This window comes from Streptacidiphilus sp. EB103A (assembly GCF_041261405.1).
GTDB lineage: Bacteria > Actinomycetota > Actinomycetes > Streptomycetales > Streptomycetaceae > Streptacidiphilus.
Map to the genome: position 1 here is coordinate 1 of NZ_JBGCAQ010000029.1, position 22,073 is coordinate 22,073.

Genomic DNA, 22,073 nt, shown 5'->3' on the forward strand with positions numbered 1-22,073 from the left:
ACGCGAGAGCAGCCACTTCCTCGCCTTCCTCGGCCTCGCCGCCGCACTGACCTGCTACAAAAAGCTGGCGAAAGCGACCACATGAGACACACTCTTACTCTGCATAACAGTGACCTCCTGTTTCCCCAAGCAGGGATGATCGCTAAGCGAGGCCCCCGACCATTCTCGCCAAAGATCCGGCCGGGGGCCTCATCACGTGCTTTTGAAGTTATAGGACGATATGCGGCAATTCAAATACCAAACCTGCGAACCACCCTTGTGTCGCAATGATTCGGCATTCCCATCCAGAAGCAATGCATATATGGGAAAAATGCATCGAAACCGAAAAACCACCCTCAGCCTTGGCCTGGCAGCGGGCACGAGCCAGGTGCGCCGGTCGGACCCCGGGCCGCAACAGCAGCTGCGGACGATCCCGTAACTACGCGACACCAGGGTCTGACCTGGGGATATTTCCCACGCCGGTTACCCTTCATGAACACCGTTGATAGATCTCAGCCGCCGAGAGGGCCCGGCGAGACCACCATCACCTGCCACCCGCCGGAGCGGGTGACCTTCTTCAGCCAGTGCGCCGGGATGATCTGGTCGGTGTCGACATTGCTGCGGCGCTGGCCCATGAGAAATACGCCCGAGAAAGTGGCTTCACCCTGGGGTGAGGACTGTCCTATACAGCCCAGGAGATCACAATTTCTTGTTTTGCGGGGGCCGTCTCGTAGATAAAACGCACCAGAAAACGCCACAATGTCCAATTCTGCCCCGAATCGTGGTGTAGCCGGTCTTGGGCGAGATCTTCACCGCCGCCCAGCCGCCGGCCGACCGCGAGGCCGGCTCCTGCCGAAGCCACGGGCTCGTGCCCCGTCGGTCCACCGGCGACTCGATGCAGAGAAACAGGATTGAACTTGCGTCCCACGATCTGATACTGCACTCCCAGGATGTGGTCCTGCGAGAGTTCCCCGGATTCTCGAAGGACCTCTGAGCGGCCATCAGCGCGTAGCAGCCTGGCCGCGCACTTGGCCATACAGTGGCAGTCAACGCCCCGACAGACCGCTGAAACGTTCGCGCGCTCGGCAACCGGTCACCGCTCGCACCTCCTCAGAGCGAGGGGTCGGTGGCCCGCCGTCCGGCCTCGGTGAGCCTGGCCACCCACCTGCGTCCTTCGCGGTCCCGTTCCGGATAATCTTCGACGGCGGCCAGGCCGAGTTTCTCCAGGGACTTGATCGTGGCGAGGTGAATACCGCCAGGCTGCTGGCCTGCTGTCAGGCCGCGGTCCTCCAGGCGGCGCAACTCGCCCAGCGCCTCCCAACCCCGCTCGGACAGTGCGCCGGTATCCACGGCCCCCGGCCCACTCTCCCTAGCCGGCATCAGGCAGCCCTCGCTGACCCGGCACCCGGGACCGGCAACCACGCCACCGGCCTGACCTCGGAATCAAGCACCCCGTCTTGAAAAATCAGCGCCGTCGCCTCTGCGCCCAGCAACTGGCGGTGCGTCAGCCCGAGCGCCCGCTGCAGCACCGGCGAGGAGACCGCCACCATGATCGCGCCCTGCCTGAAGTGGTCGAAGACCACGAACGCGGAGCCACCCGGGTCAGTGGTCATACGGACGATCCGCGCCGGGGACCGCACCGGGCGCGGCGAGGGTATGGACACGGTGCTCAGCCCCGCCTGCGCGGCTGCCCGCCACGGACACAGGCGCCGCCCCCGGAGGCGCTCTTCAGCTGTCCGCTCAGCTCGGCGCGGCCAGCACCGGTGATCCGGATGCCCTCCACGGTGGGTGCGTCCATCGGGCGCGTCCCCCTGTCTCTGCACACGATCGGTCGTGGGCCGCCACCATCGCGCACCAACGGGCCCGCCACCAGCAGAATCCCGGCACCCGAGCAGCTCACCACGCCGACGGCACTGAAGGCGACCGGCGAGCGGGAGCTGGTGACCGTCGACGCCCCTGCGGCCATGAACGCCTGTGGCGGGGCGCAGCAGCAGGTGGTGGGCGAGGTGCTGGCGGATCGGTTACCCGCGGCGGTGGCGGCGCGCGGGTCTGCCCGGCGGGGCAGGGCGGTGAGCGCGCCGGAGCATCGCCGTCGGGCCTCAAAGCGGACGCCGACGCCCCCGAGGAACGGGCCGACGCCGCGCTGCGCCTGGTCGCCCGGGACCCGCGGTAGCGTCTGCAGGTCCACCCGGTTTGCCTCGCCGCAAAAGAATCTTGGAATCAGCTCCCCGATCATGCTCGGCCTCGGCCACATATAGGCGCGGGGCACGTACCGGCCCCCGTACGAACGGGAAGGGCAGGCTCAGATGGAACCAGCTGTGACAACGGTGGCCCTGGCCGCTGTGAGCGGGGTCGCCACCTTGGGGATGGGCTGGTTGAAAGCCCGGGTGCAACAGCGGCGGGCCCGGGAGGAGTCCCGACGCCAGTATGTGCGGACCCTACCCGCATACAGTCGCATCATCGATCTCGGAGAGCACGGGATCATGATCGAGGTCGGCGCACGGGAAGGCGGGGCCGGTGGAAGCCGATGACTCGGACCCGATGCCGACCAACCTCGGCAACAGCTCCCAGGTGGGCGGGGAGATCACCGGGCAGGAGCGGATGCGCGAGAGCTTCCTGGACCTCGTCGAACGCGACTACCGCCGGGTGATCCGGATGCTGATGCTGCTCGGAGCCAGTCAGCAAGATGCTCAGGACGCGGTCCAGGACGCGTTCCTCCAGGGGTGGAACCGTGTTGTCAACGGCGACTGGAACAACGTCGACAGCCCCGGCGCCTGGATCCGACGGATCGCCATTCGCTCCTACCATCGGCCTCCCGGGCGAGCCCGAACTCAGCCGCTCATCGCCCAGGGCGTCGACCTGCCTGACCACGCGGAACATGTCCCAGGACACGCTGAGTTGACCGAGCAGATCCTATGGGTCGTTCAACTCCTGGACACGCTGCCTGCGGATCTCCGGATGGTCACGGCGCTCACCATGGACAAGCTCACCTGCACCGAGATCGCGCAGGTGATGTGGCTGAGACCCCAGCAGGTGCTGGATCTTCGCAAAAAAGCCCGCTCGGCCCTCAGCCAGCGCCTTGCCGTGACCGGCGGAAAGGAGGACGTCCGATGAACCACCCCGACGACACCCCACACGACATCGAGGAAATCGCCGCAGCGCCCACCCAGGAAGGCATCCCGGCAACCGCGGACGCCGCCGCCTGGGAGCTCACCCACTGGTCGCCCGCAGAGGCCTCCATCATCACCACCGGGCATTCGTACGAGTACCCGCTGCCAGACGATTCCCCCGACGATGCGGACCTGGACCAACTCCTGGAAGCAGCCGGCGACAGCCTCATGAACCACCTCGAGGCCACCACCGACCCATGCGACCTCCTGCTGGCCCTCCTGGAAGCCGTCCCTCAACAGGACCCTGACGAATGACCTACATGTCGCTGCTGATGCTGCTCAACTACCGGCTCCATCAGCACAACGGCAGCGCGCCGCAGGACGGACCGACCTGAGTCATGTGCTGTGCGGCGGTCCGGCCGCCTGGTGCGAGTCCTGGCGTCCGGGGCCCGCACCAGGCGTGGCACCGCCCTGGTCCCACGGTGGCCGCGCGGGCGCCCGGGAGTGCTCGGCCAGGCGCAACAGCAGATCGGCCTGCCGCTGGGGGTCCGGGATGTGCCGGGTGGCGGCGACGATGCCGGTCCAGGTCACGCTGCCACCTGGCGTCCGCGCGGATCTCGCGGGCACGCAGGTGAAGCAGCCACCGGCGGTGGCCGAAAGCGGCTGCAGCCACCGTGGCGATGAGGATCTGGAGCCAGTGCGGGAAGGGTCGCGGCGGTAGTGAGGCCGCCGGCCCAGCGCAGGACTACGGCAGGGCGGGACGGGACGGACGGCACGGAGCTGGACCTCCTGAGGAGGGCCAGCGGCAGCTACGCGGCCAGCACCCAGCAGCGGGGCCCTGACGCGAGCGTGCGTCGGCCCTCGGCGGCGTGGGCGAGGACGTCGACATGGCGCTCGGGCCCGCGCGGGGCACCGGGGCCAGGCGAGGGTACCGGTGGTCGCCCCGGACCGCGGCGGTTGAGGCCCGGACGGGCAGGGAACGACGGGGACCGGTCGCTGCAGGGTCCACCGGCGTCCCGGCCACCAGGCCGACCTGGACCACCCACTCCTCCCGGGGCCGGCTCCGTTGTCCGGTCGCCCGTGAATGGGCCTGCTGGCGCAGCTGCCGTCTCAGGGGGCACCCTGGCGGTCGCGAAGTTGGGCGAGGTCCTACGGCAGTGCAGTGCGCTGCTGGCGCCGGAGCTGGACCAGCCCCGGCTGCCAGACCGGCGGCCGGGCATCGTAGCCCTCGCACAGGGCCGGGCCCGCAGGCACTGCCCCTCCCACATACACGGGTTCCTCCACCGCTGACGCCAGTGACGCACCGACACCCCCAGGCCCACACCGCCCCTTCGGCGAACATGCGCGCCACCTCCTCGCGGGCGATCCGCGTATGCTCCAACCACTGCCGGGCCGCCTCCGCCTGCACCTCGGCCTCCCGCAGCATCTCCAGCCAGGACTCCAGCTCCTCCCGGGCCCGCGCCTCCCGGACCTCCAGCAACGCGATCACCGACGGCACCCGCACCTCCACGAACCAGACGAACCCTCCGCTGGCTGCCCACAGCCAGCCACACCGACACCACGACCACCCGAAAGCGCCAGGTCATCGAGCTACAAACCGCTTCACCACCACGCTCTAAGTGCCTTGACTGCAGGGGAGGTTGAGAGTCATGGCAGCCAAGAGGCGGAAGTTCGACGCGGAGTTCCGTGAGAGGCCCCCAGCTGTCAGCCCCGATCACTGCCACTGTCCTGATCCGAAGATCAACGCCGCTAGCCGTAGGTGATGCACTGGGATACGTCAGCTCACTCTGCGCGCTCGGGCGTGCCACCTGCTCCGCATCACCCGAGCCACGACCTGATCACTATTGCGACGCTGTCCATGTACCGTCTGACCCGACGGCCGCCGCGTAGGTACTGCTGGAGCCGTCATCAGAAGGTAACGAGACAAACGTATCCCTGGACTGGGTCACTCCCCCACCAGCTATCACCGTAGTTCCCCCCAGCATTCACCGTAGTTGCAGCCCAACGGTCGCGTCCAAGATCCAGTTGCGCGACTGGGTCAGGTCTGCGCCGGCCGGAGAAGTTGGGGGTAGCTGCGGGAAAGCGTCGCTCGCGCTGGTCGCGGTCTGCAGGTGCTGCGCGACCGCTGCTGTGGCAGGGTAGCGGGCACGACCGGCGCCGGGCTTGCCGCCCGCGTACGTCTTGCTGTCCAGTCGTGCGCTGGCCTTGAAGTACTGGCCGCGTCGAAATCCTGATCGGCCAGGGCCGCGGAATCCCTCCCGCACCAGGCCCGGGAGGTAGCCGCAGTAGTCCAGGTGGACGCGCGTCAGTACCACGGCGTGGATATCGATGGGGTTCAGCGGCAGCGTTCTCCAGTTGCGTCGCCGTAGAACTTCGGCGCGCCAAGATTCATGAATGCTCGGAGCGGAGAAGATCAGCGATCTCTTGGTAGTCCGGTTCCTCCTGCAGGATCGCCAGCAGCTCAAGGACAACCTGCGCTGTCTGCCGTGCGTCCAACGCGGCACGGATGATCTGTGCGGCCGCAGGTGCGTCTGAGGGGCTCAGTAGCAAGGTGACCGGCTCCGACGTCCGGCGTTCAGCGGCATCGCGTTGTTCAGGCACCCCTTGGGGGTAAACGCCGTTTACGTCCCAAGCCGCGTGGGGCCTGCTGCTGTCGTCCGGCAACACGGGTACTTGCTGAGGGTAAACGGCGTTTACGCCAGTCTCGGATTTGGAGCCTGCCGGTTTCCGCGACGCACGTTCCGCCCTGGCTGCTGCTCTCGCTACTTCCTGCTCCTTCGCCGCCTTTTTCGCCGCCTCCGCCCGTTGCTGCTGCTCGGGGGCTGTGAGCTTGCCGGCCCGCGCCTGGGCTCCGATCTTGCGCGCTTCCTCGATCGGCAGCCCTCCGCTGCCGGCTTGCTCCTGCAGCTCGGGCGTCAGGTAGAGCAGCGCCAGTCGCTGGCCGACCCAGGCCGCGGATTTGCCGAGTCTCCGCGCAAGGGCTGCCTGATTGCCGTCGTACACCGTGACCAGGAGTTGCTCGATGGCCTGCGCTTCCTCGAAGGGCAGAACATCCTCGCGATGCACGTTCGCTACGAGTGCGGCCTCCACCATGTCTGCGGCCGTGGCCACAAGGTCGTCGTTCAGGTCGACCCGGAGGCTCTCCAGGCCTGCCCGCTGGGCGGCCAGGAGCCGCCTGTTCCCGTCCAGCGCGACAAAATCGGCCTTGCCGAGCGCTGCGGCCTGGTCGGGGTGTGCGTCCAGGAAGGCGTAGCGGCTGACCACAGTGATCGGGACGATCTGACGACGACGGAGGCTCTCCGCCAGTTCGTCGATCGTCTCGTCCAAGATCGTCCTGCGTGGGTTGAGCGGATTGAAAATGATCGACGACACCGGGGCGAGCGAGGAACGGCGTACCCGCCCAGTGGCATCGAGCGCCTCGCTGCGGGCAGCGGACTCGGTCCTTCCACGAGCTTCGCCGTGTGTAAGGGCGTCGAAGGATCCCCCGCCGCCCTGGAGCCTCTTGGCAATGGTCATCCCAGCCTCCGGCGGATCTCGCGCATGCGCTGTGCCTGTGTTGATGTCGGTGCGTACATCAGCAGAGGCTGCTTGACGTGGACTGCCTCGCGCTGTTCCTTCAGGTCGGGGACAATCGCGACAACGGGCGGTGTACCGAGGGACTGCCAGTTTTCGAGGGAGTGGGTGGCGACGTAACCCTTGCGCTTGTCGAACTTGTTGACGACTAGTCCGAGCCGGTCGATGTCGACCTCGTAGTCCAGGCAGACCGTGCGGATCTGGCTGTCGAGCATGGCGTAGGCGTCGGCGGAGGAGTCCTCGGCTTCGACGGGGATCAGGACTCCGGATCGGTCAGCGAGCTCGCTCTTGCGGCGGTGACCGTAGTAGAGCCCGGCGTCCATCGCGAGGCCCAAGTTGGGGGGTGCGTCGATGACGATGGTGTCGAAGTGTTCTTCGAGTGGAGCGAGGGCCCGTTGCAGACTGGTCTCCCGGGGGCCGCGGACGGAGCCGAGCCGGGAGTCGAGCAGGAACGCGTCGAAGCTGGAAGGCAGGAGGAAAAGGCGCCCGTCGAAGTGCTCAGGAGCGATCGGTACCACCTGGTCGAGCAGTGCACCAGTGACGCGATCCCGGTCGACCATGTGCGTCACCAGGCTCTCTTCCCCGGAGGCCACCTGCTTGACGCCGAATTGTGAACTGAGATGGCCCTGCGGGTCGTAGTCGACCAGGAGAGTACGGCGGCCGGGCATGGCGGGTCTGCTCGTGGTGGCCGGCAGCCCCAGCGCTATGGCCTGGCCGATACCCGCTGCGATGGTGGTTTTGCCGACACCGCCCTTCTGGTTGCACACGACGATGCGGCGCGTGTACTGAGGGATCGCCAGTTCAGTGAGTGACGCGCTGTGGGAGTCAACCCACACGCGGATGGCCTGAGCGAGCCCCTGAGCATAGGAGATGTCCCGGGCTCCGCATTCGGCCTTGAACCGGTCGTACCGGCCAACAGGGAGCCAGGTGTTCCAGCTTTCCGCTCCGGCGGTGGACACCGCCGGATTGTCGCCGACGGGACGAATCAGCCACTGATCCACAGCCTCAGTGACCGCCTCCTGCATGTCGATGCCGAGTTGTGCCGCTCTGGTTTTGAGTTCCTGACGGAGGGTGACCGGCAGCTTCGACGCAACCTTTTCCCTCGTTCCTTCAGCGTAAGGAGATGCCATGGCGTCACAGTAGTGGCGTCAAGGGTGTTTGAGTGCATCTGAGGCCCGTGTGTCCGCGGCCTTTTCCCGGGGCGGAACGTAAACGGCGTTTACTCCAGACCCTGCCGATCGCCCCTCCGGCCGCGAACGTCCCAACGCAGCACCGGCGCTGAGAACGAGGGTCGGCTCGCGCGACGTCGCGCGAGCTGCCGCTGCCGGAATCGACGTCCGCACGCGGGACGCACTGCCGCGCGAGCGCCGGGCGAACCGCGTGGTCCACGTCGCCTACGGGCAGACGCTGGTCGGCTATCGCGCGCCCGTGGAACCTGTTGTACGGACCGCTCCACGGCGCTCGGTCCACGGCTCGTCAGCCGCCAAGGTAGGTAATACGCAGGACGTAGATACGCTCCTGACGACGGATGATGCTGTAGTGGAAATAGCCGTCAGGGATGAACTGCAGTCCGTCCAGGTACAGCGCCTCAGCAGCGCGGACCAACTCGTCGGCTTTCTCCTCCACCTCGGCGATCACTACCGGGGATACTCCCTCGGTGACGTACTACTCGCTGGGTGCGTACTCCCAGGCCCAGCTCACTCCTCAACCGCGGCCTTGGCCTCGTCCATGATGGCCAGCGTCTGCGACAGCGCAGACTGCCATCGGGGATCGTTGTGATCGAGGGTGTTCGTCAGGTGTTCGGCCTGGCGCATCCGCGTCCGCAGATCCGTGCGTCGCTCCACTTCCACCACCGACGCCCACCAGATGACCCAGGCGTGGATATGACCGATATTCCCGGTTTGCGCGGCGAGGGCGAACGCGTCGTCCTTGCTCTCGGCCATCTCCGCCAGTCGTCCCGGGTCGAGCTCAGCCAGAGCCGACCGCAGTGCCTCGGGTGTCTTCGGCGGCCTCGGGATCGACACGCTCAGTCGAACCTCGCGCATGTCTCGTGCGCTATGGGCACCACCGTACTGCCGAGGCGGCGCACACTGCTCCGCCTCCGAGGAAGAGCAAGCGATCCGTTTCCAGGTCCTTGGGCCGTCTATTGCGCTGAGACGGAACCAGGTGCCGCCTCTGAGGCCCGCTCGCCGTATCGGGCCGAAGCGTGGCCTCGCCACGTCATCCGAATCCGCCCACGGCCTGGCAGCATGCTCAGACCAGGGCCCGTTTGCAGAACGCCGACAGGCCGTCGACGACCGCGTTGGTGTACAGCCGCCGTGCGTAGGCCTCCCCCTGCACCTCAATGGCGAGCCGGACCAGATTCGGATTCTGCTGGGCCAGGGCGCGCAGGTCGGTCACCTCGGCGCGGGTCAGGTCCTCCAGCAGCACCTCAGGGTCATCTGGCCCGTGGACGGTGACGGTCATGACCTGCCCGGCGCGGGACACAGGCGCTGCCATGGCCTGGGCTACCTGGCGCTGGACGGCCAGGCTGGTCGGCTGGCACCAGGTGCCGTCCCACTCGGTGTGCCGCGCTGCGGCGGCTCGCCGGGAGTCACGTCGACTCTCGGCGAGCTGGTTGCGCTGCTCCGGTGTGGCGATAACCAGGTGCGCAGCCTTCACGCGGGCAGCGAGGAACGCGGAGGGGCGGCGGATGTGGTCGGGGGCGGGGGTGCTGTCCAGCCAGCCCAGCACCTCGTCAGCGGTCCAGCCTGCATCGGCGAGGTCCTTGATGACCCAGGCGATCCGGGGCACGGCTGCCCGCTGCAGCCAGGGCACCTGCCGTACGAGCTCGGCGGCCAGCTGGTAGCGGCGCCCGACGCGGTTCACTGCGCGTCGGCACGGTCCTGTGGTCCGGCTCTCCCTCACGCTGCTTTGATCGACATCCCCGTATGCGAGCTTGCTCTCAGGGGGAAGGATGGGAGAACCGTCAGGGAGACAAGTACAGCAACCGCCCTCCATTGGGGTGCAACGGCAGGACACGGTCGGGACGGCAGGAGAGCGGTGTGACGGGGTGGACCGGAGCGGTGCGGCCGACGTCTTGGACGTGCTCTTGGTCTTCCCGGCGCGGGTCGTGCGGCGGGTTGCGAGGCGGCCCAGCTTCGCCAGCAAGGTGCGGCCGGCCTCGGCGACTCCGGTCATGCGGCGCTGGGGGCCGTCGCCTGTGGTGCGCACTCCCAGGGCGGCGTCGAACGCGGCCGGGACCACGAGGGCGAATTCGGAGGCGTGGGCGTGCTGGCCGCGGCTGCGTGTGCCGCGCTCGATGTAGGCCAGCAGGCCGGCCTCGCGCAGCATGTCCAGGTGGTACTGCACGGTTCGCTCCCCCACGCCGACTCGGCGTACCAGGTAGTCGATGCCCGGGCGGCATGGGGACAGTTCGGCAAGGAGCTTGGCCAGGCGCACTGTGGTTGGCCCCATGTCCCGCGGGCCGTGGGTGCGGTGGGGGATGTAGAGGCCGGAGCTGATGACCCAGTGGACGGCCTGGAGCCAGGAGTAGCCGTCAGCCGCGATGCGGCCGGGGGTGGTCTGCAGCCACTGGTGGCGGGCGGGCACGGTCAGGGCGGGCAGGGTGTCGGCGGGGGCGCACGGGGAAAACCTCTGGGTGGTGGCCGCAGGTGTGCTGGGACGGGTGTGGTGGCGCGGGGCGGGGGGCTGGAGGGTTGGGGCGGAGTGGTTGTCGGCTGGGGTGGTCATGCGGATCCTTGGTCGGGAGCGGAAAAGGGCGCAAAAAGCCGTGCTCCGGACGGGGTGCGTTGTCCGGAACCTGAAAATGGGCGTACAAATCCGCGGCAACGAATGTGAGCTGCCGGAGGGAACACAAAACCCACGACCCGGCATGGATGGGCGCGTTGAGCGTCCAGGGCGGGCGGTGGGTCGCTATTCGGTTATGGGGCGGGCATCACCTGCTTGGGCGTGTTGGGGACAGGGTGGTCCGAACTGCTGTGCGGGGCCGTGGGCGGCGCACAGCAGCGGGGTCAGTGGACGGCTCTGGCCGGGGTGCGACGCAGCCGGGGGGTGGGGATGCCGTCGAGGGTGTCCCCGAGTTCGGCGATCCACTTCCCGATCGGGATGCGCATGGCGGTGCGGCCGCCGAGTGTGTCCAGTTCGACGGCCGCGCGTTCGCCGGCGGTGGTCGCGACGCGGACGGCGTCGGGCATCACCCACAGGACGGTGTCCTGGGTGGTGGTGCGGTCCGAGACGGCGTCGCGGGCGGCGTTGACGGCCAGGGTCTGCCACAGCTGCAGCTCGTGCTTCTCGCTGCGGGCGCGGCGTTCGCCAGGCCAAGCGAGTTGGGAGACGCACACGTAGACGCGCAGGGCGATGACGTCGTCCTCGGAGTGCGGGGCCAGGATGATGCCCGAGTCGCGGGCCTTCCAAGCCCAGGTCTGACTGACGCCGGCCGCTATCGCGACGGCGTGGGCGGAGAGCGCGCGCTTCATCTTCTGCCTTCCCAGGGGTGACATGTGTTACAGGATCACATTAGCGCAACCATAGGGGGTTTCCTTCGAGTGACACGAGAATCGCACGTGTCGGCTTGTCCGATTTTTTACGGTATCCCGACTGGTATTGCCGGTTTTTGACCCATCGTCCGACGATTTACCCTCTAGTGACACACAGATAGAGGGATGGCTAAGCAGTACTATGGTTAGGCAGAAAGACCGTCGGATCCCTCGTTAGATCGACAGTTAGACCGTGATAGGAAACGCACTAGGGATCACAACAACGATGGGTGCACCCATCGGCATAGCCGACGATGCACCCATCGTTATATCCAGCAGGTGAAAGCCCCTCAGCCCTCCCGGGCGAACATGTTCGGCGACGGCAACTCGCCCTCAACATCCAACGACAGCAGCAGCGACTCCAACGCAGCCGACACTACGAAGATGCCCTTGCGCGCGTGGTCCGCCTCCTGCAACGCCGCGTTCAGACTCGTCGCCAAGGCCTGCGCCTGCGGTCCGACCCGATAGGTCGACTGGCGCCCGGAGTCCACGACACCCATCCGCTGCGTCAAAAAAGCCTGCGCCGACGCCACCTGATCGCCCACCTCCGTCGGTGCGTTGCGCAGCGCCGCGTCCAGGTAATGGCCCACCGCCAGCTTTGAGTTCCCCGAACTGCGCCGGTCTGCGGCCAGCCGGACCTTCACCGCGTTCAGTATCTCCGGCACGATCCGGAACCCAAGGGTGATCCAGGTGTTCGACGAGATCACCGAGTCGGCGAAGCTCTCGGTCACGGCCTGGTGCGCCCACAGGCCGCCCGGGCGGCGGGAGACACGCCGACGCGGGGCCGGAGCACGGGGTGCAGCCGGCGGCGTCGCGGTGGCTGGGTCCTGTTCCGCTGCAGAACGCGGCTGGTGGGGAACGGCGGCTGCGGCAGGTCCGGCCACAGGGGGGATCTCCACTGTCGGGGCCGGGGGTACCGGAACTGACGGTGCCTCGTTGGGAACGCGCACCACCGGCCCTGGCGCGGGCGCCAGGGCCGCGAGGGGCTGCTTGGTGGCGGCAGCGGGCTCCAGCTCTGGCGCTGGGTCTTGCACCGGTTCGGCCGGCGGTGCAGCGGGCGGTGCAGCGGGCGGTGCAGCGGGCGGTTCCGTGCCGAGCGGGGCCGAGGTCTGGGCCGGGGCGGCCGTCGGCTCGGAAGCGGGTGCTGGTGCATGAACCGGCGCTGTCGGCGGAGGCGCGGCGGGCGCAGGAGCGCGGAACATGGCCGGCGGCCCGGGCTGTGCCGGACTTCCCTGGGCGATAAAGGAGTTGGCGACGACCTCGTCGGCCCCGGCGATGACCGAGCCGAACATGCTCTCGCCGCCCGGGCGTTTGAACGCGGTCGGGGTCTTCTTCTTGCGTGTGCCGTTCGCCGGCTTGCTGGCGTCAGACAACGTTCTCCACCTCCGAGAACGGCCCTGGCGCGATCTGCCACTGGTCCTGGGGCGTGTCCATGCGGGTCAGGACCTCCTGCATCAGGGCCGCATACTGCTTGCCTGGTGGCAGGTTCGTGTAGCCGAGCACGGCGGGCACCCCGCCCGCAAAGGACCGCGAGATCAAGTCGCTCTGGCGGATGTCCCCCACGAAGGGCAGTAGCCCCGAGGAGATCATGCCCTCGCGTACGTCGACTTCCTGCTGCTTCCAGTTCGAGGGCGGGTTCGACTTGTTGAGGATCGCGCCCAAGTACTGGGGTCGGCACTCATTGTCGGTGTTCTTCGCGACGAACTTCACCGATCCGGCCAGGGTGACCGCTCCGCGGACGGTCGCGTACTCGGGGAAGCAGACCGTGACAACCCAGTCCCCCGCCGCCCAGCCGACCGCGGCAAGCGAGGAGATCGCCGGCGGGGTGTCGATCACCACGAAGTCGTAGTGCGCCTCCAGGCTCAGCAGCATGCGCCGGAGTATCGGCGTGGCTGCGAAGCCGGCCCCGACCAGCAGGTCCTGGGCACGGCTCATCGTGGACTCCTCCGAGGCCAGCAGATGGAGCACGCCACTGGTCTCGAACGGCTCCAGGAGAGTGCTGCGGTCATAGATGATCCCGGGCAGGTCCGTCTCGATGCCCTGGACATAGGCCTGCAGGGCCCAGCCCAGCGACCGGGAGACCTCGGAGGAGTTGATGTTCAGGCCCAGCGCGGTGCCGGCCTGGGCCTGCGGCTCCAGGTCGACCACCAGCGTGCGGGCTCCCATCAGCGCCAGGGACGCCGCGAGATTGACGGTCGTCGTCGTCTTGCCGACTCCGCCCTTCTGGTTCGCCACCGTGAGCACCTGCATGCCCCCACCACACTCCCTATCGAATCCTGTCGAGTGACACAAGATCAGGTCCGCATACGGACCTGCGGCAACTTGAGACGCTATGTCCGTTTACTTGCCCCTGGTGTGCTGCCGAAGCAGCTCGCCAGCCCCATTTCTGTTCTCGTGTCACATGATTTTCCGCCACGACGATAACAGCAGCCACCACTCCCCCGTCAGCCGACGCGCTCATTGCCCCCACGGATGAGCAGATTCTTTGCTTTCCGCCCCTACCGGGACCGGATTCGCTGTACGGGTGGACGCGCCGGTCGGCGTCGGTTGCCAGCGCGCAGGTCCGGCAGCACGATCAGCCGGTGGACGGCGGTCAGTTCCGTTGATCGCCGGGCCGACCGTACGAGCGACCGTCCGTCGGTCTGATGCATCGGTAGCCGGTCCGCTCGGCCGTGCGTGCGCTCGCGCGTGAGGCCGTCCGTGGGATGCGTCAGCGGACCGGCCGATCGACCGATCCGTCGTCAGTTCGTCCGATCGCACGATGGTGAGCTCTCCCGTTGGTCCGTCAGATCCATAGTGCCGAAGATCGGCAGTCTGGCAGCCCGGTAGTCAGGCAGTCACCTAGCCAGGTCGCAAGTACGGCGGCAAGACAGCGAGATCCATCGCTCCGTGCCAAGCCAGGCAGCACAGCAGACAGCCAGGTCGACAGCCAGACCGAACGTACGCAAAGCAGAAAGCTGAGTCAGCAGGCCGACAGTCAGTTCGTTCAGCAGTCGGTCAGTAAGACCGGCAGATCGACAGTCACGTAGCTAGTGGGACAGGTAGACCGCTAGATCAATCGATAGTCCGTCAGTAACGCGACGAGACCGACAGTACGACGGTACGGCAGATAGAACGACCGTAAGGCATGTCGTCGGCAAGGGAGGCAGTAAGTGAGACAGCAAGGTAGGCAGGAAGAAGGGCAGATTGAAGGAAAGTCAGTAGCGCAGGCAGTCAGCTTGTGAGGCAGCTAGAAAGACAGCAAGTGAGACAGTACGGTATATAGATCGTTATAGAGTTATAGAGATCAATGCATTGATCAGTACCTTAATCACTATGCAGATCACTTCGCTGATCGTTAGATGACTACATAGATAACTCGTTCTATCGATCACTCTCTCTATCGTGAGTCTGCTCAAAATATCTCTGCCTCTAGCTATCGTTATATTGATCGATCTAGCGACCCCTATCCTGCGTGGCGCGGGCGGGCCCCGTCCTGTCGCGTCAGCTATCCGCGCGCCCGCCGGGTCCATGCCTATATCTATCGTTATAATGCCAGTTCAAGTCCCATGGGAGAGCAGCCAGGTCCCTGTAAAGCAAGGGGCTTCCCGCGCTCGCGGCCGCCGACGTGGAGCTCGCCGATCCGGGACTTGCTGCGCCGTTTCTGAGTCTGCGATGTGTGACAGCGACGCATCTGGCCGCTCTATCCAGCGCATCTGGCAAGCCCAAGCATGCCAACAGAAATGGGATATGACGGCCCACCAGCGTGCACGAGGACCCGTACGGAGAGCCCCCTGGGAGCCCCTCGAAGCAGAGTGTGAAGCGCGCTCTGCAGTGCAAGCCTCGGCCACTTCCGCGGCAATGAGCGCTCACATCGAGGCGGCAGGAACCCGGGCATCGTCCGCTCACCTCTGGTTGCCTGGTAGGGACAAAAGAGCCGAATCCCGGCACGGTCTGGGAGGCGATCTTGTTTCTCGCCATGCAGCGAACGCGCTTCCTGGAGGCAAGAAGTACAGGGAATCCCCTCCAGCAAACAAGCTCGGCGTGTGCAAACCGGATGCGAACCAGTCGCCAGAATCTGCATGCGAGGAACACGGACAGCTGCCTGGGGAGCCGAACGGAACACGGAACGGGGGCCCGGCCTACCGCAGCGCACCCGTCGCACTCGGCTCAAGATTGCTGCACAGATGTGAGGCGCAAGCCATCGACAGACGCTGAGAGGCGCCGCAGGCTCGACCGGGGGACCGAACCGAACCTGACCAGCAGTTGCCTGCGACGCCAATCTCCGCCGAGCCCGAGGCGCCGGCTGGCGCTATGGTGCTGCCCGACCAGGTCGATACCGAGTTCGTATCGGCGGCCCCGCGCAGCCGCCGCGGCCCTCGCGCGCGAGTCGCCGGTGGCCGAGGTTCACCGGATCGCCCGGGCTCGGGTACCGGGCTCGGTCTTCGGCACCGAGGAATTCCGCACCACACTGATCGTCTCCTACCTGGACGGTCGGAGCGAATACACAGGCACCACCGACCAGCCCCGCGTGCACTCCCCGCTAGGGTCGCGTAGCTCGCCGGGAACCGCCTCCGGTGTCTCTCGACCCCTACGGGGAGAGGTTGCCAGCCGAGTAACCTGATTGGTTCGAGGCGCAGTTGCGCTCAGCGGCGAGCCGCCGCAAATCTGGTGCCGCCGGTGCACGGGGGGCGAGGTGCTCACTTCCCCGCACCGGCCCGGGCAGGGTAGACGAGCAGTTCCAGTTCACCACCCACCGGTGTTCGGAACGGGCTGTCACTGCTCGGGCAGGATGGCGACCGGGCAGGGTGCGTGGTGCAGCAGTGCGTGGTTTGCCGCGCCCAGTTCCAGTCCCAGCAGTCCGCGGCGGCGTCGCGCGCCGACCACGATCAGGTCGGCGACGGCTCCCGCCCGGAGCAGGACTGCTGCCGGGCTGCCTTGCGATGCCGACCTGCGAACCTTGACGCCCATGGGCAGAGCGTCTGGCAGCGGTACCGCGTCCAGTTGTGCCCGGGCGCGTTCGGCGCCGATCCTGGCCCGGGCCACGGACGGGAATCCGGGCTTGTCCGGTACTGCCTGCCAAGCTCGGACCAGATTGAGCTCGGCCTGCCACAGGCGTGCCTCCTCGATGGCGAACTCGGTGGCCCGATCCGAGCGGTCGTCGGGGCCGCTGCCGAGCACGATCCTGCCGTGACGGGGCTCTTGAGCCTGGCCGGCGCCGCGAACCACCACGACCGGGTAGGTCGCACGGCCGGCGACGCGCAGGCTCACCGAGCCGAGCAACAGCCCAGGGAACCCGCCGAGGCCGTGTGTCCCCAGAACCAGCAGGGGGGACAGCGGCCCGAGTCCCAGCAGGGCGGGCACCGTCTCCTGGGGCACGATCTCCGTGTCCACCCGGATGCCCGGTCGGCGTGCCCGGGCCCTCAGGACGGCGTCGGCCAGCATCGAATGCACCAGGGCGTGCTCCGAGGCTGGGTCGTCCTCCTCCTCATCGGCGTCCAGTTCGTATCGCTCGCGCAGGGAGGCGTGGACCACCAGCAGGTGGACGCCGCGGCGGTCCGCTTCGTCCGAGGCCCAGTCCAGCGCGTGCAGGCTCGCGGGCGAGCCGTCGACTGCTGCCACGACGCATGTGATCGGCATGGGGCCCTCCTGATTCCGGTACAGCAGCGACCCTCGCCTCGGCGAGCGGCCGGGCAACGCCCTTGAAGGAGGCACAGCGGTTCACTGTGACCACGTCCCGGGTCATACCTCGCGCGCGGTGCGGTGCTTCATGCTCATTCTCCCCTCATGGCTACTGCCCCCGCCGAGCGAGCAGTCGAGCGTCGGGACGCTCCTTCACTCAGTCCCTCACTCCGGGGGACATCCGGCCTTTCGGCCCAACGCGACGGTGCCGGACCATGGAAGGTGGGGTCGCCGCATGCAACAACCTCGCAACCGAGTCACGGTGGACGTGAGGATGCCCGGCTCGACGAGCCGGGCGATTGGTTCAGCAGAATTCGGACGGAGGGAGCTCGCCATGGTGGCCGCCTCCGCGACACGGGAGCTGGTGGTAGTCCGCCACCGCACCACCGGGGGCTCGTGCGGAGGCTGGGCTGGGTGGGCTTGGCCGTGGCTCACATCGCCGAGTGCCCTGTCGCGGTCGTCCCGACGGATTGAGGAGGAAGACCGTGGGTGATGCCGTCCTGGGGTCTGTGGTTGAGACCCGAGCGTGGGTGGTTGAGCGACCCGGTCCGATCGGCACCGGTCCGCTGAGCCTGGTCCGGCGGGTTGTCCCGGAGCCCGGGCCGTATGAGCTGCTGCTGGCGGTCTCCGCGTGCGGGGTGTGTCGGACCGATCTGCATCTGGCCGAGGGCGATCTGGCGCCGCGGCTGCCTCGCTGTGTGCCGGGCCATGAGGTGGTGGGCCGGGTCGTGGGCCGGGGGAGTGGCGTCGAGGGGTTCGCGGTCGGCGAGCGGGTCGGGGCGGCGTGGTTGTCGGGCACGTGCGGACGTTGTCGCTACTGCCGCAGTGGGCGTGAGAACCTCTGCCCGCAGTCGCGCTACCTGGGATGGGACCTGAACGGCGGCTACGCCGGACACATCCTGGTGGACGCCCGGTACGCCTATCCGCTGCCCGGTGACCGCCCTGACGCCGAGGTCGCGCCGCTGCTTTGTGCGGGGATCATCGGCTACCGTGCGCTGCAGCGCGCCGAACTGCCGGCCGGGGGTCGGTTGGGCATCTACGGCTTCGGCGCCTCCGCGCATCTGACCGCGCAGCTGGCGCAGGCCCGTGGCGCCACGGTGCATGTGCTGACCCGTTCCGCACAGGCCCGGTGGCTGGCCCTCGACCTGGGAGCCGCCTCCGCAGGCGGCGCCGACGACATGCCGCCGGAGCCGCTGGACGCGGCAATCCTGTTCGCCCCGGTCGGCGACCTGGTGCCGGTCGCGCTGTCGGCCCTGGATCGCGGCGGGACACTGGCGGTCGCCGGAATCCACCTCAGCGACATCCCCGCCCTGAACTACAACGCGCACCTGTTCCAGGAACGCACACTGCGCAGCGTCACCGCGAACACCAGGGCGGACGGTCGTGCCTACCTCGCCGAAGTGGCCGGACTCCCGCTGCGGGTGCAGGTGACCCGCTACCCGCTGAGGCGGGCGGACCAGGCCCTGGCCGACCTTGCCGGAGACCGGGTCAACGGCGTCGCCGTACTGGTCGACGGGGACTGAGCCCGGATCCACCGGCTCGCCCTCTACCGCCACTACCTCGGCCTGCTCCTGGTCGTCGAATGCGGTCCGCGCGGCTTTGACGCTGCCCACCTCGCGTTCTGCCGGCGCACCCTCGACGGCTGGGTGGCTGACCTGCGCGATCACCAGGAGATGTCGCCGACCCGAATGCCCCGACCAGTCTGACCAGCCCAGCCAAGACGCTGAGCGACTGGCGGTCACTCGCGAGGCCAGCCGCCATCGATCCGATGGCTGTACCGCAGTGGGCCGACGCCGGGGGTTCTGGGATCTGGGGGCGGTGTAGATCCGTGCGAATGTCGGCTGCCGACTGCGGAGTGGCGGGTTGTGCGCCGCCAGGGCGGGGTCAGGTGAGGGCGGCGGCCAGCAGGGCGAAGGCGGCGGTGATGACGGCGACACGGATGTAGTGGTAGCGGTCCCAGCGGTTCGTCTGCTCCTTCCAGTCCTCGGGCCGGTTCTCGGGGGTCCAGGTCTTGCTCTGGTTGTTGATCGGGACGAGCAGCAGGATCGACATGATCACGCTGAGGATCAGCAGCGCGCCGGCGGTGACGACCAGGCCGGCGCCGTGGTGGTGCCGTCCGGCGACGGCCCGGACCGCGACGAGGACGAGCGAGCCGATGTACCAGAACGGCATCACGGCGCCGAGCATCCGGCCCCCGTGGGCGCGGCCGAGCTGGCCGCTGTCCTGGGGAAGCGCGTTGAAGATCGGGTTCATGACGAAGGCGACGGAGAACTCCACCCCCACCATCACGCCGGTGACCACGGTGGTGAAGACCTCGAGTGCGTCGAGCATGATGACCCCTCCCGGAATCTAGTGCTGCTAGCTGATGAGTCAACGCTAGTACTGCTACTGCTTGATTGTCTAGCGGTGCTAGGATCGCACCATGTCGGTACAGGAACGCAAGGAGCGCGAACGGGCGGGCCGCGAGCGCCTCATCGTGGCGACGGCCCGCGAACTCGCCGAGCAGCAGGGCTGGGACGCGGTCACCACCCGCCGGCTCGCCGAGCGCATCGAGTACAGCCAGCCCGTCCTCTACAGCCACTTCCGCGGCAAGCGCGAGATCATCGGCGCCGTCGCCCTGGAGGGCGCCGCCGAGATGGCCGCGGCGCTGCGGGCCGCGACCCGCGGGACCGCGCAGGGCCCGCGCGAGCGGGTCGCCGCCCTCGCCCGCGCCTACCTCGACTTCGCCGAGCGCAACCCGGCGGTCTACGACGCCATGTTCCAGCTCGACGGCGGCCTGGCGTTCGCGGCCGAGGACACCCCAGAACCACTGAAGGACGCCTTCGCCGCCCTGCTGGAAAGCCTCGGCGAGGTCGCCGGGGACGGCGTCCACCCGGGGCTGTTCACCGAGCTGTTCTGGGCGTCCCTGCACGGACTGGCCACCCTGACCCGGGCGCGACGGCTGCCGCCGGAGTACACCGAGTCGAGGGTGGAACTGCTGGTGGACCGACTCGCCATGGCCTGAAACTCCGCCCGGGCGGAAGGGCAGCTGGGGTCGTCCGACCCGGCTGTCGGCCTACAGCATCGCCGCCCAAGAACCACTGCACTGAGAATCTGCCAGCACGAACGAGACCGAGTGGGAATCCGACAGCTCCAAGTTGGACGCTCCCCTCTCAGTCGCGGGCATGGCCGAGCGGCGCTTTCCTGGAAGGAGGGGTAATCAATCGCCGGAGGCCGGCATGAGCGACGTCAGCGATCTCGAAGACCGCATCCGCGTGGCCAAGGACTGGGCGGAACGGGAAGCAGGTCGGCACCGCACGGTAGTCAGGGGCGGCGGCCCGGACGCAGCCGGTGAGTTGAGCAAGGCGTATGCGTATGAGGCGATCAGCCGAACGCTGGACCAGATCCTCCAACCAGCAGACTCCGGCCAGCCGGGCCAGGTCGGGCTAACCAGGCATCTCGGTCCGCTCCCACCACTCGTAGACAGGTAGCCTGCCCTCCGGCGTGTCCTCGTGCCGTGAAGTGGCCTTGAAGTGCTCGTATCCGTTGCGGAACGGAACCTTCACGTCGGTCCCCGGCGAAGCGATCGGAACGATCCGTTCAGCCAGTTCATCCGGTCCACCCTCAAGAACTGCCTTGGCACTGTTACTCACGCGTTGTTCCTCCTCCCTCTTCCGCACCCCGATCACCGGACCTGCCGTCAGCTGCCCGGCCATTCACCGGGGTGGTCGGCCCAATGGACCTGTTTCGGGTCAGTGGGGTCGATGTCGGGGCGTTCCCGGTGCAGGACATCTTCGAATTGCTGCCGGCTGGAGCACGCGACCACGACGGGGGTTGTTTCAGGACGTTCGATACGCACATGTCGATCCCGGTCCCCAGGCACCAGGGCTGAGACTTCGACGGGGTGCCCTCTGTCGAGGGCTTCGTGGATGGTCATGGCACCAGCTTCTGCCTGAACCGGGCATTGCGCATGAGGACCTGCGCAGCAGGATGCGCTGAAAGTAGCGACAGTCGGAACCCAGAGGCGCCATCGCGCGCTGGAACCGACCATGTCAGCGCCTCCGCGACGGTCCGCACGCTCGTCGGCAGGTTTGACCGGGGCATGCCTGACGATCTCGCAATGGTGGGGATCACGACCTAGCGGCGGGCCCAGGATCCAAGTCCGAGCGCGGTGCTGCGCGGCTGCCGGGGAGCCGCGCAGCGGGGGAAACCGTGGTCAGGGGGCCACGGGTGCGCTCAGTGCGACCACGGCGAAGGTGGCGCCCTGCGGGTCCTGAAGGACGGCCATTCGGCCGACCTTCTCCATGTCGAACGCGGGAGCCATCACCGAGCCGCCGGCCCGCACCAGTGCGTCGACGGTGCTGTCGGTGTCGTCCACGGCGAAGTTGACCAGCCAGTGGGGCGGAACCCCGGGTGGGAGGTTCTCCATGCCCTGCACGCCGCCGATGACGCGGCCCTTGACCATGAGCCCGGTGAATTCCGGCATCTCCGGCATCGGACCGGCCTCCAGGCCGAGCGCGGCCTGGTAGAAGGTCCCCGCGGCCTCGGGGTCCGTGGTGCTGAGCTGGTTCCAGACCAGTGCGCCGGGCTCGTTGACGATCTGGGCTCCGGGGAACTCCAGCGGCTGCCACACCCCGAACACCGCGCCCTGCGGGTCCGCGGCGATCAGCATCCGGCCGATCTGGCCCACGTCCATGACCGGGGCGATCACGGCGCCGCCGTTCGCGGTGATCGCGGCCTGGGTGGCGTCGGCGTCCGCGCTGGAGAAGTAGGTGGTCCAGACGGTGGGCGGCGGAGGCTGGTCGCCCATGGACATCGACTTCATGATGCCGGCGACCGACTTGCCCCTGAGCGTGCAGACCGAGTAGCCGCCGAACTCCTCGGAGCCGATCTCGCCCTGCCAGCCGGAGCAGTGACTTCAGACATGTGTCATCTCCAAACGGTTATCTGCCCCGGCAGGCGCCCGGGCAGGTTTCGCGTCCCCCTGTGGACCAACTTCCCCGCGCTCCACCGACGACGCCATCCGACGCACCGCAGGCGGCCCCGGCGGGGGAGGCTTCACAGCACCGGGGGGACGACGTCTCGTGTCAGCTCTTGACGGAGATCGGTGTCAAGGGCCCTGCGGGTGCCGGGTTGGGCTTTAGCACGTGGATGCCGCACTGGCCTGACCCGTGCCCCGCGACCTTGTTCGGGGCGCCGCCAACGGCACGCGTGCATTACGCAGTTGCTGACT

General features: G+C 67.7%; 24 protein-coding genes. 4 read left to right on the top strand and 20 right to left on the bottom strand.

The window, feature by feature from the left end; genetic code table 11:
- Positions 1 to 491: 491 nt before the first annotated feature.
- From ABH941_RS36270 to ABH941_RS36290, 5 genes are all read right to left on the bottom strand, one after another.
- Complete coding sequence (locus ABH941_RS36270) at positions 492 to 614, bottom strand: hypothetical protein (RefSeq protein WP_370134938.1); 123 nt, start codon at positions 612 to 614, stop codon at positions 492 to 494.
- 47 nt (positions 615 to 661) lie between these two features.
- The gene (locus tag ABH941_RS36275; protein WP_370134685.1) at positions 662 to 907 is read right to left on the bottom strand and encodes a hypothetical protein; all 246 of its coding nucleotides are present in this window, start codon (positions 905 to 907) and stop codon (positions 662 to 664) included.
- Between the two features lie 182 nt (positions 908 to 1,089).
- The gene (locus ABH941_RS36280) at positions 1,090 to 1,329 is read right to left on the bottom strand and encodes a hypothetical protein (protein ID WP_370134687.1); all 240 of its coding nucleotides are present in this window, start codon (positions 1,327 to 1,329) and stop codon (positions 1,090 to 1,092) included.
- A 29-nt stretch (positions 1,330 to 1,358) separates the two neighbouring features.
- A complete protein-coding gene (locus ABH941_RS36285; protein ID WP_370134690.1) occupies positions 1,359 to 1,592 on the bottom strand; it encodes a hypothetical protein in 234 nt (77 codons plus the stop codon).
- A gap of 56 nt (positions 1,593 to 1,648) precedes the next feature.
- Positions 1,649 to 2,167 carry a hypothetical protein gene (locus ABH941_RS36290; RefSeq protein ID WP_370134692.1) on the bottom strand — a complete coding sequence of 173 codons (519 nt, stop codon included), beginning with the start codon at positions 2,165 to 2,167 and terminating at the stop codon, positions 1,649 to 1,651.
- Positions 2,168 to 2,550: 383 nt separating this feature from the next.
- Between ABH941_RS36290 and ABH941_RS36295 the strand changes: the two genes are divergently transcribed.
- A complete protein-coding gene (locus ABH941_RS36295; protein ID WP_370134695.1) occupies positions 2,551 to 3,093 on the top strand; it encodes an RNA polymerase sigma factor in 543 nt (180 codons plus the stop codon).
- Complete coding sequence (locus ABH941_RS36300; RefSeq protein WP_370134697.1) at positions 3,090 to 3,404, top strand: hypothetical protein; 315 nt, start codon at positions 3,090 to 3,092, stop codon at positions 3,402 to 3,404. The genes ABH941_RS36295 and ABH941_RS36300 overlap by 4 nt, the downstream gene beginning before the upstream one ends.
- Before the next feature lie 81 nt (positions 3,405 to 3,485).
- Here ABH941_RS36300 and ABH941_RS36305 read toward each other — a convergent pair whose 3' ends face one another.
- The 11 genes from ABH941_RS36305 to ABH941_RS36355 all read right to left on the bottom strand — a co-directional run bounded on the left by ABH941_RS36305 (position 3,486) and on the right by ABH941_RS36355 (position 16,819).
- A complete protein-coding gene (locus tag ABH941_RS36305; protein WP_370134700.1) occupies positions 3,486 to 3,680 on the bottom strand; it encodes a hypothetical protein in 195 nt (64 codons plus the stop codon).
- Between the two features lie 1,394 nt (positions 3,681 to 5,074).
- Positions 5,075 to 5,404 carry a hypothetical protein gene (locus tag ABH941_RS36310; protein ID WP_370134704.1) on the bottom strand — a complete coding sequence of 110 codons (330 nt, stop codon included), beginning with the start codon at positions 5,402 to 5,404 and terminating at the stop codon, positions 5,075 to 5,077.
- Between the two features lie 73 nt (positions 5,405 to 5,477).
- Positions 5,478 to 6,605 carry a ParB/RepB/Spo0J family partition protein gene (locus ABH941_RS36315; protein WP_370134707.1) on the bottom strand — a complete coding sequence of 376 codons (1,128 nt, stop codon included), beginning with the start codon at positions 6,603 to 6,605 and terminating at the stop codon, positions 5,478 to 5,480.
- Positions 6,602 to 7,792: a ParA family protein gene (locus ABH941_RS36320; protein ID WP_370134710.1), complete on the bottom strand. Its 1,191-nt coding sequence runs from the start codon at positions 7,790 to 7,792 to the stop codon at positions 6,602 to 6,604. Before ABH941_RS36320 ends, ABH941_RS36315 begins: the two co-directional genes overlap by 4 nt.
- 346 nt (positions 7,793 to 8,138) lie before the next feature.
- Positions 8,139 to 8,300: a hypothetical protein gene (locus ABH941_RS36325; RefSeq protein ID WP_370134712.1), complete on the bottom strand. Its 162-nt coding sequence runs from the start codon at positions 8,298 to 8,300 to the stop codon at positions 8,139 to 8,141.
- Positions 8,301 to 8,359: 59 nt separating this feature from the next.
- Complete coding sequence (locus ABH941_RS36330; protein WP_370134715.1) at positions 8,360 to 8,707, bottom strand: hypothetical protein; 348 nt, start codon at positions 8,705 to 8,707, stop codon at positions 8,360 to 8,362.
- Between the two features lie 208 nt (positions 8,708 to 8,915).
- Entirely contained in the window at positions 8,916 to 10,394 is a 1,479-nt protein-coding gene (locus tag ABH941_RS36335; RefSeq protein ID WP_370134717.1) for a transcriptional regulator, read from the bottom strand.
- Positions 10,395 to 10,675: 281 nt separating this feature from the next.
- Positions 10,676 to 11,164, bottom strand: a complete 489-nt coding sequence (locus ABH941_RS36340; RefSeq protein ID WP_370134720.1) for a hypothetical protein — start codon at positions 11,162 to 11,164, stop codon at positions 10,676 to 10,678.
- Positions 11,165 to 11,490: 326 nt separating this feature from the next.
- Positions 11,491 to 11,931: a hypothetical protein gene (locus ABH941_RS36345; RefSeq protein ID WP_370134722.1), complete on the bottom strand. Its 441-nt coding sequence runs from the start codon at positions 11,929 to 11,931 to the stop codon at positions 11,491 to 11,493.
- 634 nt (positions 11,932 to 12,565) lie between these two features.
- Entirely contained in the window at positions 12,566 to 13,450 is an 885-nt protein-coding gene (locus ABH941_RS36350) for a ParA family protein (protein WP_370134725.1), read from the bottom strand.
- Positions 13,451 to 15,955: 2,505 nt separating this feature from the next.
- Positions 15,956 to 16,819, bottom strand: a complete 864-nt coding sequence (locus ABH941_RS36355; RefSeq protein WP_370134727.1) for a universal stress protein — start codon at positions 16,817 to 16,819, stop codon at positions 15,956 to 15,958.
- A gap of 572 nt (positions 16,820 to 17,391) precedes the next feature.
- Between ABH941_RS36355 and ABH941_RS36360 the strand changes: the two genes are divergently transcribed.
- Positions 17,392 to 18,384 carry a zinc-dependent alcohol dehydrogenase family protein gene (locus ABH941_RS36360; RefSeq protein ID WP_370134731.1) on the top strand — a complete coding sequence of 331 codons (993 nt, stop codon included), beginning with the start codon at positions 17,392 to 17,394 and terminating at the stop codon, positions 18,382 to 18,384.
- A gap of 361 nt (positions 18,385 to 18,745) precedes the next feature.
- On the opposite strand, the gene ABH941_RS36365 is transcribed toward ABH941_RS36360, so the two are convergent.
- Entirely contained in the window at positions 18,746 to 19,192 is a 447-nt protein-coding gene (locus ABH941_RS36365) for a DUF1772 domain-containing protein (RefSeq protein WP_370134734.1), read from the bottom strand.
- A gap of 91 nt (positions 19,193 to 19,283) precedes the next feature.
- Between ABH941_RS36365 and ABH941_RS36370 the strand changes: the two genes are divergently transcribed.
- Positions 19,284 to 19,865, top strand: coding sequence for a TetR/AcrR family transcriptional regulator (locus ABH941_RS36370; RefSeq protein WP_370134737.1), 582 nt, complete (start codon positions 19,284 to 19,286; stop codon positions 19,863 to 19,865).
- A gap of 421 nt (positions 19,866 to 20,286) precedes the next feature.
- Here the strand turns inward: ABH941_RS36370 and ABH941_RS36375 are convergent, their stop codons facing one another.
- From ABH941_RS36375 to ABH941_RS36385, 3 genes are all read right to left on the bottom strand, one after another.
- Positions 20,287 to 20,493 carry a DUF5988 family protein gene (locus tag ABH941_RS36375; protein WP_370134740.1) on the bottom strand — a complete coding sequence of 69 codons (207 nt, stop codon included), beginning with the start codon at positions 20,491 to 20,493 and terminating at the stop codon, positions 20,287 to 20,289.
- Positions 20,494 to 20,540: 47 nt separating this feature from the next.
- Complete coding sequence (locus ABH941_RS36380) at positions 20,541 to 20,777, bottom strand: hypothetical protein (RefSeq protein WP_370134744.1); 237 nt, start codon at positions 20,775 to 20,777, stop codon at positions 20,541 to 20,543.
- Positions 20,778 to 21,056: 279 nt separating this feature from the next.
- A complete protein-coding gene (locus ABH941_RS36385; RefSeq protein WP_370134747.1) occupies positions 21,057 to 21,656 on the bottom strand; it encodes a VOC family protein in 600 nt (199 codons plus the stop codon).
- Positions 21,657 to 22,073 lie beyond the last annotated feature (417 nt).

Excerpts from the sequence above, each read along its gene's own strand:
- ABH941_RS36270 (WP_370134938.1), bottom strand. The coding sequence starts at position 614 with ATGGGCCAGCGCCGCAGCAATGTCGACACCGACCAGATCATCCCGGCG.
- ABH941_RS36285 (WP_370134690.1), bottom strand. The coding sequence starts at position 1,592 with ATGACCACTGACCCGGGTGGCTCCGCGTTCGTGGTCTTCGACCACTTC.
- ABH941_RS36300 (WP_370134697.1), top strand. The coding sequence starts at position 3,090 with ATGAACCACCCCGACGACACCCCACACGACATCGAGGAAATCGCCGCA.
- ABH941_RS36315 (WP_370134707.1), bottom strand. The coding sequence starts at position 6,605 with ATGACCATTGCCAAGAGGCTCCAGGGCGGCGGGGGATCCTTCGACGCC.
- ABH941_RS36320 (WP_370134710.1), bottom strand. The coding sequence starts at position 7,792 with ATGGCATCTCCTTACGCTGAAGGAACGAGGGAAAAGGTTGCGTCGAAG.
- ABH941_RS36330 (WP_370134715.1), bottom strand. The coding sequence starts at position 8,707 with ATGCGCGAGGTTCGACTGAGCGTGTCGATCCCGAGGCCGCCGAAGACA.
- ABH941_RS36335 (WP_370134717.1), bottom strand. The coding sequence starts at position 10,394 with ATGACCACCCCAGCCGACAACCACTCCGCCCCAACCCTCCAGCCCCCC.
- ABH941_RS36340 (WP_370134720.1), bottom strand. The coding sequence starts at position 11,164 with ATGTCACCCCTGGGAAGGCAGAAGATGAAGCGCGCGCTCTCCGCCCAC.
- ABH941_RS36350 (WP_370134725.1), bottom strand. The coding sequence starts at position 13,450 with ATGCAGGTGCTCACGGTGGCGAACCAGAAGGGCGGAGTCGGCAAGACG.
- ABH941_RS36355 (WP_370134727.1), bottom strand. The coding sequence starts at position 16,819 with ATGCCGATCACATGCGTCGTGGCAGCAGTCGACGGCTCGCCCGCGAGC.
- ABH941_RS36365 (WP_370134734.1), bottom strand. The coding sequence starts at position 19,192 with ATGCTCGACGCACTCGAGGTCTTCACCACCGTGGTCACCGGCGTGATG.
- ABH941_RS36370 (WP_370134737.1), top strand. The coding sequence starts at position 19,284 with ATGTCGGTACAGGAACGCAAGGAGCGCGAACGGGCGGGCCGCGAGCGC.
- ABH941_RS36380 (WP_370134744.1), bottom strand. The coding sequence starts at position 20,777 with ATGACCATCCACGAAGCCCTCGACAGAGGGCACCCCGTCGAAGTCTCA.
- ABH941_RS36385 (WP_370134747.1), bottom strand. The coding sequence starts at position 21,656 with ATGTCCATGGGCGACCAGCCTCCGCCGCCCACCGTCTGGACCACCTAC.